General features: G+C 56.7%; 17 protein-coding genes. 13 read left to right on the top strand and 4 right to left on the bottom strand.

The genetic code is table 11. The annotated features are described in order from the left end of the window. The first annotated feature begins 109 nt into the window (after positions 1-109). The 10 genes from mdtH to BN3796_RS12700 all read left to right on the top strand — a co-directional run bounded on the left by mdtH (position 110) and on the right by BN3796_RS12700 (position 7,537). Positions 110-1,318, top strand: a complete 1,209-nt coding sequence (mdtH, locus tag BN3796_RS12745) for a multidrug efflux MFS transporter MdtH (RefSeq protein ID WP_061708696.1) — start codon at positions 110-112, stop codon at positions 1,316-1,318. A gap of 62 nt (positions 1,319-1,380) precedes the next feature. After that, positions 1,381-2,028, top strand: coding sequence for a glutaredoxin 2 (gene grxB, locus BN3796_RS12740; protein WP_061708695.1), 648 nt, complete (start codon positions 1,381-1,383; stop codon positions 2,026-2,028). Positions 2,029-2,147: 119 nt separating this feature from the next. After that, positions 2,148-2,708, top strand: a complete 561-nt coding sequence (locus BN3796_RS12735; protein ID WP_061708694.1) for a lipoprotein — start codon at positions 2,148-2,150, stop codon at positions 2,706-2,708. Positions 2,709-2,844: 136 nt separating this feature from the next. Beyond that, complete coding sequence (gene pyrC / locus BN3796_RS12730) at positions 2,845-3,891, top strand: dihydroorotase (RefSeq protein WP_061708693.1); 1,047 nt, start codon at positions 2,845-2,847, stop codon at positions 3,889-3,891. 73 nt (positions 3,892-3,964) lie between these two features. Then, complete coding sequence (gene dinI / locus BN3796_RS12725) at positions 3,965-4,210, top strand: DNA damage-inducible protein I (protein WP_061708692.1); 246 nt, start codon at positions 3,965-3,967, stop codon at positions 4,208-4,210. A 262-nt stretch (positions 4,211-4,472) separates the two neighbouring features. Further along, positions 4,473-4,727 carry a biofilm formation regulator BssS gene (bssS, locus tag BN3796_RS12720; RefSeq protein ID WP_061708691.1) on the top strand — a complete coding sequence of 85 codons (255 nt, stop codon included), beginning with the start codon at positions 4,473-4,475 and terminating at the stop codon, positions 4,725-4,727. 116 nt (positions 4,728-4,843) lie between these two features. Next, complete coding sequence (solA, locus tag BN3796_RS12715; RefSeq protein ID WP_061708690.1) at positions 4,844-5,962, top strand: N-methyl-L-tryptophan oxidase; 1,119 nt, start codon at positions 4,844-4,846, stop codon at positions 5,960-5,962. Positions 5,963-6,020: 58 nt separating this feature from the next. Then, positions 6,021-6,134 (top strand): DUF2770 family protein, encoded by a 114-nt coding sequence (locus BN3796_RS12710; RefSeq protein WP_061708689.1) that lies wholly within the window; start codon positions 6,021-6,023, stop codon positions 6,132-6,134. Positions 6,135-6,393: 259 nt separating this feature from the next. Continuing rightward, positions 6,394-6,960: a cytochrome b gene (locus BN3796_RS12705; RefSeq protein WP_061708855.1), complete on the top strand. Its 567-nt coding sequence runs from the start codon at positions 6,394-6,396 to the stop codon at positions 6,958-6,960. A 1-nt stretch (position 6,961) separates the two neighbouring features. After that, entirely contained in the window at positions 6,962-7,537 is a 576-nt protein-coding gene (locus BN3796_RS12700; RefSeq protein WP_061708688.1) for a YceI family protein, read from the top strand. A gap of 45 nt (positions 7,538-7,582) precedes the next feature. On the opposite strand, the gene trhO is transcribed toward BN3796_RS12700, so the two are convergent. Beyond that, complete coding sequence (gene trhO / locus BN3796_RS12695; protein WP_061708687.1) at positions 7,583-8,632, bottom strand: oxygen-dependent tRNA uridine(34) hydroxylase TrhO; 1,050 nt, start codon at positions 8,630-8,632, stop codon at positions 7,583-7,585. Between the two features lie 214 nt (positions 8,633-8,846). Here trhO and BN3796_RS12690 point away from each other — a divergent pair, with 214 nt between their 5' ends. The 3 genes from BN3796_RS12690 (at position 8,847) to BN3796_RS12680 (ending at position 11,608) form a co-directional block, all read left to right on the top strand. After that, the gene (locus BN3796_RS12690) at positions 8,847-9,773 is read left to right on the top strand and encodes a Kdo(2)-lipid IV(A) acyltransferase (protein WP_061708686.1); all 927 of its coding nucleotides are present in this window, start codon (positions 8,847-8,849) and stop codon (positions 9,771-9,773) included. 123 nt (positions 9,774-9,896) lie between these two features. Continuing rightward, a complete protein-coding gene (gene mdtG / locus BN3796_RS12685; RefSeq protein ID WP_061708685.1) occupies positions 9,897-11,135 on the top strand; it encodes a multidrug efflux MFS transporter MdtG in 1,239 nt (412 codons plus the stop codon). A 98-nt stretch (positions 11,136-11,233) separates the two neighbouring features. Further along, entirely contained in the window at positions 11,234-11,608 is a 375-nt protein-coding gene (locus BN3796_RS12680) for a MysB family protein (RefSeq protein ID WP_061708684.1), read from the top strand. Here the strand turns inward: BN3796_RS12680 and BN3796_RS12675 are convergent, their stop codons facing one another. The 3 genes from BN3796_RS12675 to mdoG all read right to left on the bottom strand — a co-directional run bounded on the left by BN3796_RS12675 (position 11,609) and on the right by mdoG (position 15,968). Beyond that, positions 11,609-11,836, bottom strand: a complete 228-nt coding sequence (locus tag BN3796_RS12675; RefSeq protein ID WP_061708683.1) for a YceK/YidQ family lipoprotein — start codon at positions 11,834-11,836, stop codon at positions 11,609-11,611. Between the two features lie 75 nt (positions 11,837-11,911). Beyond that, positions 11,912-14,440 (bottom strand): glucans biosynthesis glucosyltransferase MdoH, encoded by a 2,529-nt coding sequence (gene mdoH, locus BN3796_RS12670; protein ID WP_061708682.1) that lies wholly within the window; start codon positions 14,438-14,440, stop codon positions 11,912-11,914. Next, positions 14,433-15,968 (bottom strand): glucans biosynthesis protein MdoG, encoded by a 1,536-nt coding sequence (gene mdoG / locus BN3796_RS12665; protein WP_148381791.1) that lies wholly within the window; start codon positions 15,966-15,968, stop codon positions 14,433-14,435. The genes mdoH and mdoG overlap by 8 nt, the downstream gene beginning before the upstream one ends. Between the last annotated feature and the right edge of the window lie 144 nt (positions 15,969-16,112).

Raw genomic sequence — 16,112 nt, 5'->3', positions numbered from 1 at the left:
AAAGGAAGGGCGAGGCCGCAAAATAGGGCGTCGGTTTTCTGAATACATCTCCCGCCAGGCGCGCCGCGCCGGGGCCATAAAGGATAGTGTCTGTTTCCCGGGAGGGAAAATGTCCCGCGTATCGCAGGCCCGGAACCTGGGTAAATATTTCCTGCTCATCGATAACATGCTGGTCGTGCTCGGCTTTTTTGTCGTATTCCCGTTGATTTCGATTCGCTTTGTCGATCAGATGGGCTGGGCGGCGCTGCTGGTGGGGATCGCCCTCGGCCTGCGCCAGTTTGTCCAGCAGGGGCTCGGCATCTTCGGCGGCGCGATAGCCGACCGGTTTGGCGCGAAACCGATGATCGTCACCGGCATGCTGCTGCGGGCGGCGGGCTTTGCCACCATGGGCGTCGCCCACGAGCCGTGGCTGCTCTGGTTCTCCTGCTTCCTCTCCGGTATCGGCGGCACGCTGTTCGATCCGCCGCGCACCGCGCTGGTGGTGAAGCTGATCCGTCCCCGCCACCGCGGGCGTTTTTTCTCTCTGCTGATGATGCAGGACAGCGCGGGCGCGGTAGTGGGCGCCCTGCTCGGCAGCTGGCTATTGCAGTATGATTTCCGCCTGGTCTGCGCCACCGGTGCGGTGATCTTCATTCTCTGCGCGGCTTTCAACGCCTGGCTGCTGCCCGCCTGGAAGCTCTCCACGGTGCGCGCCCCCGTGCGCGAAGGGCTGAGCCGCGTGACGGGCGATCGCCGTTTTGTCACCTATGTGCTGACCCTGACTGGCTACTACATGCTGGCGGTGCAGGTGATGCTGATGCTGCCGATCATGGTCAACGACATCGCCGGCTCGCCGTCGGCGGTAAAGTGGATGTATGCCATTGAAGCGAGTCTGTCGCTGACGCTGCTCTACCCCATTGCACGCTGGAGCGAAAAACGCTTTCGGCTGGAACAACGCCTGATGGCGGGCCTGCTGCTGATGACCCTCAGCATGATGCCGATCGGCCTGGTGGGTTCCCTGCAGCAGCTCTTCATCCTTATCTGCACCTTCTATATCGGCTCAATTATCGCTGAACCGGCGCGGGAAACCCTGAGCGCGGAGCTGGCCGACCCGCGGGCGCGCGGCAGCTATATGGGCTTCAGCCGTCTCGGGCTGGCGCTGGGCGGCGCGCTGGGCTACACGGGCGGCGGCTGGCTGTTTGACGCGGGCAAAGCGCTACAGCAGCCGGAGCTGCCGTGGATGATGCTGGGCGTTGTCGGCTTTATCACCCTCCTCGCCCTGTGGTGGCAGTTCAGCCAGAAACGCAGCGCGGGGGGCATGCTCGAGCCAGGGGCTTGATTTGAAACATGCTTTTTTCTCTTCCATACTCACAGCTGAGGATCAACAACTGGAGGAGAAAAGTGAAACTTTATATTTACGATCACTGCCCGTTCTGCGTTAAAGCGCGTATGATCTTCGGCCTGAAAAATTTGCCCGTCGAGCTGGTCACGCTGCTTAATGACGATGAAGCCACGCCCGTACGGATGGTTGGCAAAAAGGTGGCGCCCATTCTGCAAAAAGATGACAGCCGCTACCTGCCGGAAAGCATGGATATTGTTCACTATGTCGACAAACTCGACGGCCAGCCGCTGCTAACCGGCAAGCGTAACCCGGCCATTGAGGAGTGGTTACGTAAGGTGAACGGCTACGCTAACCGCCTGCTTCTGCCGCGTTTCGCGAAAGGGTCGTTTGATGAATTCGCCACCCCTGAGGCGCGCGCGTACTTCGTGGCCAAAAAAGAGGCCGCCATCGGTAACTTTGACGAGCACCTTTCCCACTCCGCGGGGCTTGTGAAAAACATCAGCGACGATCTGCGGGCGCTGGAGAAGCTTATCGTGCAGCCTAACGCGGTTAATGGCGAACTTTCGGAAGATGATTTCCATCTTTTCCCGCTGCTGCGCAACCTGACGCTGGTGGCAGGGATAAGCTGGCCGACGCGGGTGGCCGATTACCGCGACAATATGGCCAAACAGACGCAGGTTAACCTGCTCTCCTCCCAGGCTATTTAACCCGGGCGGCGGAACAGCGTTTCCGCCGCTTTCTCAGCTTTTTCTGCTGGCTTCGTCAATATTCGCCTGACATACTGACGCTTCGGGACAGAAATGCCGGTATCATGTTGAGGAACCCCATGAAAAAAGTTGTCTTAGCCGCTGCCTTTATCGTCAGTGGATTGCTGGTGGGTTGTAACCAGCTTACGCAGTACACCGTCAGTGAACAGGAAATTAATCAGGCGCTGGAAAAGCATAACAACTTCTCGAAGGATATCGGCGTACCCGGCGTCGCGGATGCCCATATTGTCCTGACCCATCTTGTCAGCCAGATAGGGCGTGAAGAGCCGAACAAGGTGACCCTTTCCGGCGATGCCGATCTCGACATGAACTCCCTCTTTGGCAGCCAGAAGGCCAATATCAAGCTGAAGCTCAAAGCGCTGCCGGTCTTTAATAAAGAGAAAGGGGCTATCTACCTGCAGGAGATGGAGATCGTCGACGCCGTGGTGACCCCGGACAAGATGAAACCGGTGCTGCAGACGCTGATGCCCTATCTGAATGAGTCTTTGCGCAGCTATTTTGCCCGGCAGCCTGCCTATATCCTCAGCGAGGATAAGAGCAAAGGCGAAGCGCTGGCGAAAAAATATGCGAAAGGGATCGAGGTGAAGCCAGGCGAGATTATCATCCCCTTCACCAACTAACCCTCCGGGCGCCGCGGCGCCCTTTTTTACGCCCCTTGCTGAGAAAGGGGTGCAAACGAAAACGTTTCCGCTTATGATTTGTGTCCGGCAAAAACAGCCATTCCATGACTGATTCCTGATAAGCCGGAGCACACCCATGACTGCACAACCCCAGGTTCTTAAAATCCGCCGCCCGGACGACTGGCATATCCATCTGCGCGATGGCGAGATGCTGAAAACCGTTGTCCCCTATACCAGCAAAATTTATGGCCGCGCGATTGTCATGCCTAACCTGGCACCGCCTGTTACCACCGTTGATGCAGCCATCGCCTATCGCCAGCGCATTCTTGATGCGGTACCGGCGGGAGAGAATTTTACGCCGCTGATGACCTGCTATCTCACCGACTCGATCAACCCCGATGAGGTGGAACGCGGCTTTCACGACGGCGTTTTTACCGCCGCCAAGCTCTATCCCGCGAACGCCACCACCAACTCCAGTCATGGCGTGACCAGCACCGACGCCATCATGCCGGTGCTGGAGCGTATGGAAAAGATCGGTATGCCGCTGCTGGTGCATGGTGAAGTGACGCACGCGGATATCGATATTTTCGATCGGGAAGCGCGCTTTATTGAAACGGTGATGGAGCCGCTGCGCCAGCGTCTGCCGGGGCTGAAGGTGGTCTTTGAGCATATCACCACTAAAGATGCGGCAGAGTACGTGCGCGACGGCAACGAACTGCTGGCCGCCACGATTACTCCACAGCACCTGATGTTTAACCGCAACCATATGCTGGTTGGCGGCGTGCGCCCTCACCTCTACTGCCTGCCGATTTTGAAGCGCAACATTCACCAGCAGGCGTTACGCGAGCTGGTCGCCAGCGGTTTTACCCGCGCGTTTCTCGGCACCGACTCCGCCCCCCATGCCCGTCACCGCAAAGAGGCCAGCTGCGGCTGCGCAGGCTGCTTCAACGCGCCGACTGCGCTTGCCAGCTACGCCACCGTCTTTGAGGAGATGGACGCGCTGCATCATTTTGAAGCGTTCTGCTCCCTTAACGGCCCGCGTTTCTACGGCCTGCCGGTTAACGAAGGTTTCGTTGAGCTGGAGCGTAAGGCCTGGCAGGTAGAAGAGTCCATCGCGTTGTCGGACGATACGCTGATACCGTTCCTCGCAGGCGAAACCGTACACTGGACAGTTAAACAGTAATTTTTCGCGCCCCCTGTTGTAAATCGTCAACCATCACTGTATAAATAAACAGTATATTACACAGGGGGCAATTATGCGTATCGAAGTTACCATAGCCAAAACCACCGTTCTGCCCGCAGGCGCGCTGGATGCGCTGGCCGGTGAATTAACCCGACGTATCAACTCTACTTATCCCGATCGTAATGGCGCGGTTTCGGTCCGCTATGCGGCCTCCAATAATCTCTCGGTAATCGGCGGCGCAAAAGATGAAAAAGAGCGTATCACCGAAATTCTGCAGGAAACCTGGGAGAGCGCCGACGACTGGTTCATCACCGATTAATGTTTAAATTTCTCTTTTTTGCCGGGTCGCCCCGGCTTTTTTATGCCTTTACGTTAGTTCAAATTAATTGCGTCTCGTCTTTAAATTCCGTGAACAAACTGGTGTTTTATTGTTCACTTAATCCTAAAAAGCAGAAAAATTGACTGCCAGCCTTTAATTTTCCCTTCTTTGCCCCTATTTATTGATATACTGAAATTGCTTCAGAAAAACACGCATTGAACCTCAAAGTCGTTGTCTTTTAACACGTATTCAGGGGGTTATGATGGAAAAAAATAATGAAGTCATCCAGACCCACCCGCTTGTGGGCTGGGATATCAGCACTGTCGACAGTTACGACGCGTTGATGCTGCGCTTGCACTACCAGACCCCAAATCAGACAGACCACGAAGATGCGGAGGTCGGTCAGACCTTATGGCTGACCACAGATGTCGCCCGTCAGTTTATTTCTATTCTCGAGGCAGGCATTGCCAAAATAGAATCTGGCGACTATCAGGCAAATGAGTACAGGCGGCATTGATTTATGCCCGACATTCACTCAACAGGCACCCTTGCGGTGCCTCACTTATTTCCCGCTTGTAACCTCCCCTCTTCTTAATTACTCTGCTGACTAACGCGTTGATTAATGAGATCCTTATGAAATATGACCTGATAATTATTGGCAGCGGTTCGGTCGGCTCCGCTGCGGGTTATTACGCCACGCAAGCCGGACTAAACGTTCTGATGATTGACGCACATCATCCGCCCCATACCGAAGGAAGCCACCACGGCGATACGCGTCTTATCCGCCACGCCTACGGCGAAGGCGAGCGCTATGTTCCGCTGGTGCTACGCGCGCAAACGCTCTGGGATGCGCTCGCCGCGCAGACCGAGGCGCCTCTTTTCGAACGCACGGGCGTGCTCAATCTTGGCTCCGCCGACTCCGCTTTTCTGCACAACGTGGCGCAGAGTGCGAGAGAGTTTAACCTCGAAGTGGAACAGCTCGACGCCGCATCGGTGATGGCCCGCTGGCCGGAAATCACCCTGCCGCAGGGCTATATCGGCCTGTTTGAGGCCAGCTCCGGCGTACTGCATAGCGAAACCGCCGTTAAAACCTATATCACTCTCGCTGAGCAGGCGGGCTGTGCGCAGCTCTTTAACTGCCCGGTGGAGGCGATTACCCACCATGCTGACGACGTGACGGTCACCACCCCGGAAGGCGATTTTACGGCGGCAAAACTGCTGATAAGCGCCGGTACCTGGGTGAACGCGCTGCTGCCGGGTCTGCCGATCCAGCCGGTGCGTAAGGTCTTCTCCTGGTTCCAGGCGGATGGTCGCTTCAGCAGTAATAATCGCTTTCCGGCCTTCACCGGGGAGCTGCCGAACGGCGACCAGTTTTACGGCTTCCCTGCGGAAAACGACGCGCTCAAGATCGGTAAACATAACGGCGGGCAGCCGATTACCCACGCCGGGGAACGTAAGCCCTTCGGCGCCCTGCCGGGGGATGGCTCCGAGGCGTTTCCCTTCCTGCGCCAGATCCTGCCGGGTATCGGCGGGCTGCTCCACGGCGCCGCCTGTAGCTACGACAATACCCCGGATGAAGATTTCATCATCGATACGCTGCCCGGCCACAGCAATACGTTATTAATCGCCGGCCTCAGCGGGCATGGCTTTAAGTTTGCCTCGGTGCTGGGTGAAATCGCCGCCCGCTTTGCCCGGGACCTCCCGGCAGAGTTTGACTTAAGTCCCTTCTCGCTCTCGCGCTTTGGCGGCTGACCTTTCTGGCTCCGGTTTCCCGGAGCTAATTCATTTTTGCTGAACAACCCTTAAGGCCATGCGCAGAATATTTGATTACCTGATAAATAATATTCGCGAGCATTTTATGCTCTATCTTTTTCTCTGGCTGCTGCTGGCGATTATTGATCTGATCTATATTTTCTGGCTCTGAATGGCGGCTGACATTAATTGACACTACTTTATATTTACTGAATTTAGCAGCAGCGAATTTGAAATAAATAATATTTTCAACAGGCTAAATTTACTGCCAAAATCGTGATTTAACACGACAACCCTGAACAAGACTTTCATTTTTTATTCAAAAAATATGAAAGAATTAAATTAACGTTTCTTAGCATTAAAATTCAGTTGATTTTTATTTTCGCGCACGCCATTTTGAGTTCTCCATTTAACTGATAATGGTTATCTTTATGCAATGGCGTAACTCCTCTTCTCGCTACGGATTTATTTCCATACTGCTGCACTGGGCGGTGGCCCTGACGGTTTATGGCATGTTCGCCCTGGGGCTGTGGATGGTCACGCTGGGCTACTATGATGACTGGTATCATCAGGCGCCGGAACTGCACAAAGGTATCGGTATTCTGTTGATGATGGCGCTGGTTTTTCGCGTCGTCTGGCGCCATTTCTCCCCTGTGCCGCCGCCGTTAAAAAGCTACAGCAGAAACACCCGCCTCGGCGCCGCAGTGGTGCATATCCTGCTCTATCTGCTGCTGTTCTCCATTCTCATTAGCGGCTATCTCATCTCAACGGCAGACGGCAAACTGATCAACGTATTTGGCCTCTTTGAGGTGCCCGCCACGCTTGCGAACGCGGGTGCGCAGGCGGATCTGGCTGGTACGGTCCATCTCTGGCTCGCATGGGGCGTCGTTGTCATCTCCGTTTTACATGGCCTCGCGGCCCTTAAACACCACTTTATCGATAAAGACGCTACGCTCAGCCGCATGCTGGGCCGTTCGTCCCCTGACTCTGGAGCATAATATGAAAAAACATCTGCTGGGCATCGCATTAGGTTCACTGCTGTTCACCACCGGCTCGGCCATCGCCGCTGACTACAAGATTGACAAAGAGGGGCAGCACGCCTTCGTCAACTTTCGTATTCAGCACCTGGGCTACAGCTGGCTCTACGGCACCTTCCGGGATTTCGACGGTACTTTTACCTTTGACGAAGCCAATCCCGCCGCGGATAAGGTGAACGTTACGATTAACACCACCAGCCTCGATACCAACCACGCCGAGCGTGATAAGCATCTGCGCAGCGCTGAATTTCTGAACGTGGCGAAATTCCCGCAGGCGACCTTCACCTCCACGGCGGTGAAAAAGGATGGCGATGGGCTGGATATTACCGGCAACCTGACGCTGAACGGCGTCACCAAACCGGTAACGCTGGATGCGAAGCTGATTGGACAGGGCGACGATCCGTGGGGCGGTAAACGCGCGGGCTTTGAAGCGTCAGGTAAAATTCACCTGAAAGACTTTAATATCACCACCGATCTCGGCCCTGCTTCGCAGGATGTGGAGCTGATTATCTCCGTGGAAGGGGTTCAGCAGAAATAAGCGCCTGACAGAAAGAAGAAACGGCAACCAGGTTGCCGTTTTTTATTATTCCGGGTCAGGTATGCCGAGCCGGGTATTGAGACGTCCGCGCGACTTATTGAAGATCTTATTGCCGTTTTCGAGTCCGGCTCGGCGGCGGCGCTGCTCCTCTTCCGGAAGCTTGCTCTCTTCGCAACAGAGCTCGCTACAGCAGCCGCTGAATTTTTCAGCGCAGGCCGGACACTGGATAAACAGCAGGTGACAGCCGTCGTTTTTACAGTTGGTGTGCGTATCGCACGGCGTGCCGCACTGGTGACAGTGCGCGATCACCTCTTCCGAGATACGCTCGCCCATACGTTCATCAAAGACAAAGTTCTTGCCGATAAAACGCACCGGCAGCCCCTGCTCGCGGGCGCGACGGGCATACTCGATAATCCCGCCTTCGATGTGCCAGACCTTGTTGAAACCGTTGTGCTTCATCCAGGCGCTGGCCTTTTCGCAGCGGATCCCGCCGGTGCAGTACATAACAATTTTCTTGTCTTTATGTTCCTGCATCATCTCCACCGCCTTCGGCAGCTGCTCGCGGAAGGTATCGGCCGGGATTTCAAGCGCGTTCTGGAAGTGCCCCACCTCATATTCATAGTGGTTGCGCATATCGATAAAGATGGCGTCCGGATCGTCCAGCATGGCGTTAACCTCGGCGGCCTTCAGATAGTCGCCCACGTTGCTGGCATCAAAATCGGGATCGTCGATGCCGTCGGCCACGATGCGCTCGCGCACCTTCATGCGCAGCACCCAGAACGATTTGCCATCGTCATCCAGCGCCACGTTAAGCCGCAGCCCGTTCAGGGCGGGGTCGAAACCGTAGAGGAAATCCCGAAACGCGTCGACCTTGCTTGCCGGCACGCTGATCTGCGCGTTAATCCCCTCGCGGGCCAGATAAACGCGGCCAAAGACCTGCAGCGTCTCAAACGCTTTATAGAGGGTGTCGCGGGTCGCCTGCGGATCGTTGATCGTGAAATATTTATAGAAAGAGATCGTCGTGCGCGGTTCGGTTTCGGCCAGCATGCGCGCTTTTAACGTCTCATTCGAAATGCGGTTGTGTAACACTGGCATGGTGTACGGTTCCTGCAAAGATGAGAAGAAAATCGGCCGGCATCATATAGCAAATAGCAGGAATTTACATCCCTACATTTTACGCTACATTCTTATCACCTTAATTTCCTGATGTTTACATCTACAGAATCGCCACTGATTCGCTGTTCCGGCTATAGCTCTTTTATAAAAAATGCGACAATGCAGATCATTAGCCGTACTGAAAAGGACTCTCATGACCCAGTTACCCCGATTTTCCGCAGCACTTCTCCATCCGCGCCACTGGCTGAGCTGGACAGGCGTTGCCTTTTTATGGCTGATCGTGCAACTGCCCTACCCTGTCATCTACCGTCTGGGATGCGGTATAGGCCGTCTCGCGCTGCGCCTGATGAAGCGTCGCGCCCGCATCGCTTACCGCAACCTGGAGCTCTGCTTCCCGCAAATGAGCGAGGGCGAACGGCATCAGCTGGTGGTCAAGAATTTCGAGTCCGTGGGGATGGGGCTGATGGAAACCGGCATGGCCTGGTTCTGGTCAGATCGCCGCATGTCGCGCTGGTATGAGGTCGCCGGAACCGGCATGACCCCGGTGCATACCCTGCAGGCGCAAAAGCGGGGCGTGCTGCTGATCGGCATCCACTTCCTGACGCTGGAGATCGGCGCGCGGATGTTTGGTATGCAGGCGCCGGGGATCGGGGTTTATCGTCCGAACGATAACCCGGTTATCGACTGGCTGCAAACCTGGGGCCGTATGCGCTCCAACAAGAGCATGATAGACCGCAAGGATCTGAAAGGGATGATCCGCGCCCTGAAAAACGGCGAAGTGATCTGGTACGCTCCCGACCACGACTACGGCCCGCAGGCGAGCGTGTTTGCGCCGCTCTTCGCCGTTGACGAGGCGGCCACCACCACCGGCACCTGGATGCTGGCGCGCATGTCTAAAGCCGCCATCGTCCCCTTTGTTCCGCGACGCAAGCCGGATGGTAAAGGCTACGAGCTGATCATGCTGGAGCCGGAGTATGATCCGCCGCTCGACGATGCCGACACCACTGCCCGCTGGATGAACGGCATCGTGGAGAAATGCATTATGCTCGCGCCGGAGCAATATATGTGGCTGCACCGCCGCTTTAAGACCCGTCCCGAAGGCGTGCCCTCCCGCTATTAACTCGCGCGCGGCCCGGGGCCGCGCCCGTTTTAGCTATAAAAGCTCTACGCGTTGCGGCAACGATTTCGCAGGCGCATAATTAGCAGGGTTATTATTTTCTATTCTCTGTCAACGCGGATTGCTATGTCACCCTCAGATGCCCCCATTAACTGGAAGCGTAACCTCACTGTTGCCTGGTTAGGCTGTTTTCTCACCGGCGCCGCATTTAGTCTGGTGATGCCTTTTCTGCCACTCTACGTCGAACAGCTCGGCATAACCGGGCATAGCGCCCTGAATATGTGGTCCGGGCTGGTCTATAGCATTACCTTCCTCTTTTCCGCTATTGCCTCCCCTTTCTGGGGCGGTCTGGCGGACCGTAAGGGGCGCAAAATCATGCTGCTGCGTTCGGCGCTGGGGATGGCGATTGTGATGGCGCTGATGGGGATGGCGCAAAACGTCTGGCAGTTTCTGATCCTGCGGGCGCTGCTCGGCCTGCTGGGGGGATTTGTTCCCAACGCTAACGCGCTCATTGCCACCCAGATCCCCCGCCACAAGAGCGGCTGGGCGCTGGGCACGCTCTCCACCGGCGCGGTGGCGGGCGCGCTGCTGGGGCCGCTGGCGGGCGGGCTGATGGCGGACAGCTATGGCCTGCGCCCGGTATTCTTCATCACCGCGGCGGTGCTGTTTGCCTGTTTCCTCCTGACCTGGTTTAGCATTCGCGAAAACTTTGTCCCGGTACCGAAACGGGAGATGTTGAGCGCCCGTGACGTATTCGGCGCGCTGAAAAACCCGAAACTGGTGCTGAGCCTCTTTGTCACCACCCTGATTATCCAGGTGGCAACCGGCTCCATCGCGCCCATTCTGACGCTTTACGTGCGCGATCTGGCGGGCAACGTCAATAATATCGCCTTTATCAGCGGCATGATCGCCTCTGTACCGGGGGTTGCGGCGCTGCTCAGCGCACCGCGCCTCGGCAAGCTCGGCGATCGCATCGGACCGGAGAAGATCCTTATCGCCGCGCTGCTGATCTCCGTGCTGCTGCTGATCCCGATGTCAATGGTACAAAACCCGTTCCAGCTTGGCGTGCTGCGCTTCCTGCTGGGCGCTGCCGACGGCGCGCTGCTCCCTGCGGTGCAGACGCTGCTGGTCTATAACTCCACCAACCAGATCGCCGGGCGCATTTTCAGCTATAACCAGTCGTTTCGTGACATTGGCAACGTCACCGGCCCTCTGGTCGGCTCCGCGGTCTCCGCAAGCTTTGGCTTTCGCGCGGTCTTTGTGGTCACCGCGAGTATCGTGTTGTTCAACGCAGTTTACTCCTGGATCAGCATCGCCCGGGCCTCGCGCCCCGGTCGGCACAGAAAAATCGCTGCGCAGGGTTAAGGCGCGATGTGGCAACTTATTCCCGCTTTCATACTTGCATAAGCAGAGAATCAGCTATTCTTTCCCTGAAGACCATTGCGAATCACAGGGAGACACCAATGACTATGTACGCCACGCTGGAAGAAGCGATTGATGCCGCACGTGAAGAGTTCCTCGCCGATCGTCCCGAACTTGAGGAGGATGACGCGGATATTCAGCAACTCAATATTCAAAAGTATGTTCTGCAGGACGGGGACATTATGTGGCAGGCCGAGTTTTTTGCGGATGACGGTGAAGAGGGTGAATGTTTACCGGTACTGAGCGGAGAAGCGGCGCAGGCGGTTTTTGACGGCGAATATGATGAGATCGAGCTTCGCCAGGAGTGGCTGGAGGAAAATACCCTTCATGAATGGGATGAGGGCGAATTTCAGCTTGAGCCGCCGCTGGATACCGAAGAGGGTCAGGCTGCTGCGGATGAGTGGGATGAGCGCTAACTACTCATAAGGACCATGCTGAGCGTCGAGCGGCAACAGCAGGGTATCAAAGACCAGTGAAAAAGGCAGGTCGAGGATCGTCAGGTAACGCCAGGCGGAGTCGCGAACGTCCCACTGCACGCCCGGATAGTACTGGTTACCGTGCCCCTGTCCGGGCACGGTGCGGCTGATGATACTGCCGCAACCGCTCAGTAACAGCACCATTGCCACAACCATCACTATTTTCATACGCTGCCTCTTATAAAAATACCGGCCCTGGAGCCGGTATTTATTTATCGGGCGCGCCCGCGCCCGGTCAGGGTTTTACTTCGTTTTCAGCGACGCGGGATTGAGCGTCAGCTTATCGTAGTAGTTGACCCACGAGGAGTATTTCTCCGGGGCAGACCAGACGCGATAGTGCAGACGCGCCATGGTCACCGGATCGCTCAGCAGCACCAGTCGACGGTCACGATTGAGTTTTTCCGGCGTTTCGTTCAGCGCCTGCTCCACGTGACGATCGCGGGCAATCTCCAGTACCTGGCTCGCCCGGTGACGCGCCGTAGCCATCGCGGTTGCCAGGGCGTTGAACGACGGATGGAACACCGCGTGCATAAAGCCCTCTTCCAGCGAACGACTGCGGTTCAGCTCCAGATATTTATCGGTATCCACCAGCACCTGCGGCGGAGAGTACTCTTCCGGGATCAGGAAGAGCTTCCAGCGTTTGGTACGCAGGCCGACCGTGGAGCGGCTGGAGATCACCGAGACGAACGGCGAGAGGATCAGCGAAAAGACGATCGGCGCCAGCCAGAAGAGGAAGCGCAGATCCAGCCAGGCCATACCGACCGCCCAGACCAGCCCCAGCAGCAGCTGCGAGCCGTGACGCATAAACGCCTCGCTCCATGGCGTGGAGTCATCGTCACGTTGCGGAGAGTTCCAGACCACTTCCCAGCCCAGGAACGCGCTTACCACAAACACGGTGTGGAAAAGCATACGTACCGGCGCCAGCAGTACCGAGAAGAGTACCTCCAGCAGCAGGGAGAGGGTGACGCGCCAGAAACCGCCATACTCTTTCGGCCCTTTGCACCAGATAAGCACAATGCTGAGCAGCTTCGGCAGGAAGAGCAGCACCATGGTTGAGGCAAAAAGCGCTATCGCCAGTTCAGGACGCCACTGCGGCCAGACCGGGAAGAGCTGACGCGGCTGCAGGAAGTACTGCGGCTCGGTCAGGGCATGCACCACCTGCAGCGCCGTAGAGAGCGCAAGGAACATAAACCACAGCGGCGCGGAGAGGTAGGACATCACCCCCGTCAGGAATACCGCGCGATGCACCGGGTGCATCCCCTTCACCAGGAAGAGGCGGAAGTTCATCAGGTTACCATGGCACCAGCGACGGTCGCGCTTCAGCTCATCCAGCAGGTTGGGCGGCAGCTCCTCATAGGAGCCCGGCAGGTCATAGGCGATCCAGACCCCCCATCCGGCACGACGCATCAGCGCCGCTTCCACGAAGTCATGGGAGAGAATCGAACCGGCGAAAGAGCCTTCCCCCGGCAGCGGCGCCAGGGCGCAGTGCTCGATAAACGGCTGCACGCGGATGATGGCGTTGTGGCCCCAGTAGTGGGATTCCCCCAGCTGCCAGAAATGCAGACCGGCGGTAAAGAGCGGGCCGTAAACACGCGTGGCGAACTGCTGACAGCGCGCATAGAGCGTATCCATGCCGGACGCCTTCGGCGACGACTGGATGATCCCGGCGTTGGGGTTCGCTTCCATCAGACGCACCAGACCGCTAAGGCACTCGCCGGTCATAACGGAGTCGGCGTCCAGTACCACCATATAGCTGTACTGGCTACCCCAGCGGCGGCAGAAGTCGTCGATGTTACCGCTTTTACGCTTCACGCGGCGGCGGCGGCGGCGATAGAAAATCTGCCCCTCGCCCTGCACCTCGGCGATAAGCTCCATCCAGGCTTTTTGTTCCGCCACGCAGATGTCGGGATTGTAGCTGTCGCTCAGGATATAGACGTCGAAATGGGCGGCGTTACCGGTCGCCTTAACGGACTCCCAGGTCGCGCGCAGGCCCGCAAATACGCGGTCAACGTCCTCGTTACAAATCGGCATAATCAGCGCAGTACGGTGTTCAGGATTAAGGGGTTCATCCCCCACCGTCGACGCGGAGATACTGTATTTGTCACGCCCCATCAGCAGCTGCAGGAAGCCCATCAGCGCGGTCCAGAAGCCGGCGGAGACCCAGCAGAAGAGCACCGCGAAGAGCAGAAGGATGCCGCTTTGCAGGATATAGGGGAGCAACTGCATGAAGGAGACCCACAGATCCTGCCCCACCATATCGGCAGGGTTGATCAGCGCCCAGCCCTGATAGGGCAGAATGGTTTTCATATACCAGGTGGCGACCACGGTTTGCGCCAGGGTCAGCAGCAGCAGAATATAGCGGCGGATCGTACCGACGGTACGCCACTTCTGCTCGGAAGCCTGCTGCTCTTTCGTCAGCCGTGACATATAGCGCGGCGTGACGTCGCGTCCGCGCAGACGATCCCAGAAGCGGCTCACCGGGTTGGTGCGCCACGGGTCCGGGAACATCGAAGAGCGTGTCGCCTTAGGCATCGCCTGAAGCTGCGTGCGCCCTTCATCGTCGCGGATAAGCTGCTCCTGCCCCAGCGACTCCGGCCACGCCTGCTCCAGGCGCGCCTTCACTGAGCCAAGCGGCGTATCGTCATCACGGGTAAACGCATGATGTTCGCTATCCAGCGCGGTATGCACCGCGCGGATATCGTCCCTGGGCAATGCCGCCTTTTCGATCTCCGTCAGCGGCATGGCATCGATATAGTCAGTTATCTTATTCATTGGACGGTAGCTGGTAGCTCCAGGTTTCGCTCAGCGTCTGATCGGCATTGACCAGCGCAGCGCGCATGTCGGTGGTTTTCTTCGCATCTTTCACCTTCACGCGCAGGGTCAAACGCCATCCTTTGGTCACCGGATTGTAGCGCACGCTGTTTTCAACAATTTCACCGTTGTCGCCAATGCTCGCCTGGGCAGTTACCGGGGTGGCCGGGTCCAGTTTTTTCATATCCTGGCCGGTGAAATCCACCACAAAAGCGATAGTGCCGTCGGGCTGGCGAATCAGGTTAGACTGTCGAACATCACCGGTGGAACGACGAGTTTGGGTCACATACGCGTTATCCGGCGCGTGCAGCTTATCTTCGTCGCGGCTGAAGGTGATGGTGTACTTGAAGTTCATCTCTTTGCCGGCATCTGGCAGCTGATCCGGCGTCCAATAGGCGACGATGTTATCGTTGGTTTCATCGTTGGTTGGGATCTCCACCAGTTCGATTTTACCTTTGCCCCAATCCCCTTTCGGGGTCACCCACGCGCTCGGGCGCAGATCGTAACGGTCATCCAGATCTTCGTAACGGGAGAAATCGCGGCCACGCTGCAGCAGACCAAAGCCCTGCGGATTTTCCATCGCATAGCTGCTGACGGCCAGGTGTTTCGGGTTGTTCAGCGGACGCCAGATCCACTCGCCATTGCCGGCGTGCATCGAGAGACCGTTAGAGTCATGCAGTTCAGGGCGGAAGTTGGTCGCCGGAGAGGGCTGGTTTGGCCCGAACAGGAACATGCTGGTCAGCGGCGCAACGCCCAGTTTGCCCACTTTGTCACGCAGATAGATTTTTGACTGCACATCCACCACGGTGTCGCGGCCCGGCATAATGACAAAACGGTAAGCGCCGGTTGCACGAGGGGAATCCAGCAGCGCATAGATGGTCAGGCGTTTGTCGGTCGGTTTTGGACGCTCGATCCAGTACTCGCGAAAGCGCGGAAACTCTTCGCCGGAGGGCAACGCGGTGTCGATGGCCAGCCCGCGCGCGGAAAGGCCGTAGACCTGCCCTGCGCCTAGCACGCGGAAGTAGCTCGCGCCAAGCATGCTGACGATTTCGTCATTCTTGTCTTTGCTGTTGATGGGATAGAGAACCTTAAAGCCTGCGAAACCCAGGTCTTTAACGGTATCTTTGTCGTGCTGCACATCAGCAAAATTGAAGTAGTCAGGGCTGTACTTGATTTTATGAACCGACGTGGCGGTCACTTCGTTAATCGTCACCGGCGTTTCGAAGTACATACCCTGATGGTAAAATTCAAGTTTGAATGGGGTTTTAATCTTGTTCCAGTACGCTTTATCGTGGTTAAACTGGATTTTTTGATAGTCCGCGTACTTCATGTCACGGAAAACGGAGGGCAGATTACTCTTTGGCGCCTCATAGCCCTTGCCCGCCATCTCTTTCGCCTGTTTTGCGACGTCATCGATAGAAAAGGACCATGCTGATGAGGTATACAGAGATAACAACACTGCTGCACCTAACCAACGCATTTTCATCATTTGTGGTTTATGTTTCATAATAAGTAAGCACTTCCCCCTTTGTGTGCTTATATCGATCCGATCCATTTTACTGGAATTTCAGGCATTCCGACAACAATATCCCCGCTTTGTTCAGCTCGCTGGCTCATGGATTAAGCAAGTAAA

Origin of the sequence: Pseudenterobacter timonensis (assembly GCF_900021175.1) — a bacterium.
Taxonomy (GTDB): Bacteria; Pseudomonadota; Gammaproteobacteria; order Enterobacterales; family Enterobacteriaceae; genus Enterobacter; species Enterobacter timonensis.
The sequence above is the reverse complement of the archived record's forward strand: the minus strand, read 5'-3'. Positions and strand labels throughout refer to the sequence as shown.

Coding starts and splice junctions, on each gene's coding strand:
- mdoH (WP_061708682.1), bottom strand. CDS start 14,440: ATGAATAAGATAACTGACTATATCGATGCCATGCCGCTGACGGAGATC.
- BN3796_RS12705 (WP_061708855.1), top strand. CDS start 6,394: ATGCAATGGCGTAACTCCTCTTCTCGCTACGGATTTATTTCCATACTG.
- BN3796_RS12710 (WP_061708689.1), top strand. CDS start 6,021: ATGCGCAGAATATTTGATTACCTGATAAATAATATTCGCGAGCATTTT.
- solA (WP_061708690.1), top strand. CDS start 4,844: ATGAAATATGACCTGATAATTATTGGCAGCGGTTCGGTCGGCTCCGCT.
- BN3796_RS12690 (WP_061708686.1), top strand. CDS start 8,847: ATGACCCAGTTACCCCGATTTTCCGCAGCACTTCTCCATCCGCGCCAC.
- mdoG (WP_148381791.1), bottom strand. CDS start 15,968: ATGATGAAAATGCGTTGGTTAGGTGCAGCAGTGTTGTTATCTCTGTAT.
- bssS (WP_061708691.1), top strand. CDS start 4,473: ATGGAAAAAAATAATGAAGTCATCCAGACCCACCCGCTTGTGGGCTGG.
- trhO (WP_061708687.1), bottom strand. CDS start 8,632: ATGCCAGTGTTACACAACCGCATTTCGAATGAGACGTTAAAAGCGCGC.
- BN3796_RS12700 (WP_061708688.1), top strand. CDS start 6,962: ATGAAAAAACATCTGCTGGGCATCGCATTAGGTTCACTGCTGTTCACC.
- BN3796_RS12680 (WP_061708684.1), top strand. CDS start 11,234: ATGACTATGTACGCCACGCTGGAAGAAGCGATTGATGCCGCACGTGAA.
- BN3796_RS12675 (WP_061708683.1), bottom strand. CDS start 11,836: ATGAAAATAGTGATGGTTGTGGCAATGGTGCTGTTACTGAGCGGTTGC.
- dinI (WP_061708692.1), top strand. CDS start 3,965: ATGCGTATCGAAGTTACCATAGCCAAAACCACCGTTCTGCCCGCAGGC.
- mdtG (WP_061708685.1), top strand. CDS start 9,897: ATGTCACCCTCAGATGCCCCCATTAACTGGAAGCGTAACCTCACTGTT.
- mdtH (WP_061708696.1), top strand. CDS start 110: ATGTCCCGCGTATCGCAGGCCCGGAACCTGGGTAAATATTTCCTGCTC.
- BN3796_RS12735 (WP_061708694.1), top strand. CDS start 2,148: ATGAAAAAAGTTGTCTTAGCCGCTGCCTTTATCGTCAGTGGATTGCTG.
- pyrC (WP_061708693.1), top strand. CDS start 2,845: ATGACTGCACAACCCCAGGTTCTTAAAATCCGCCGCCCGGACGACTGG.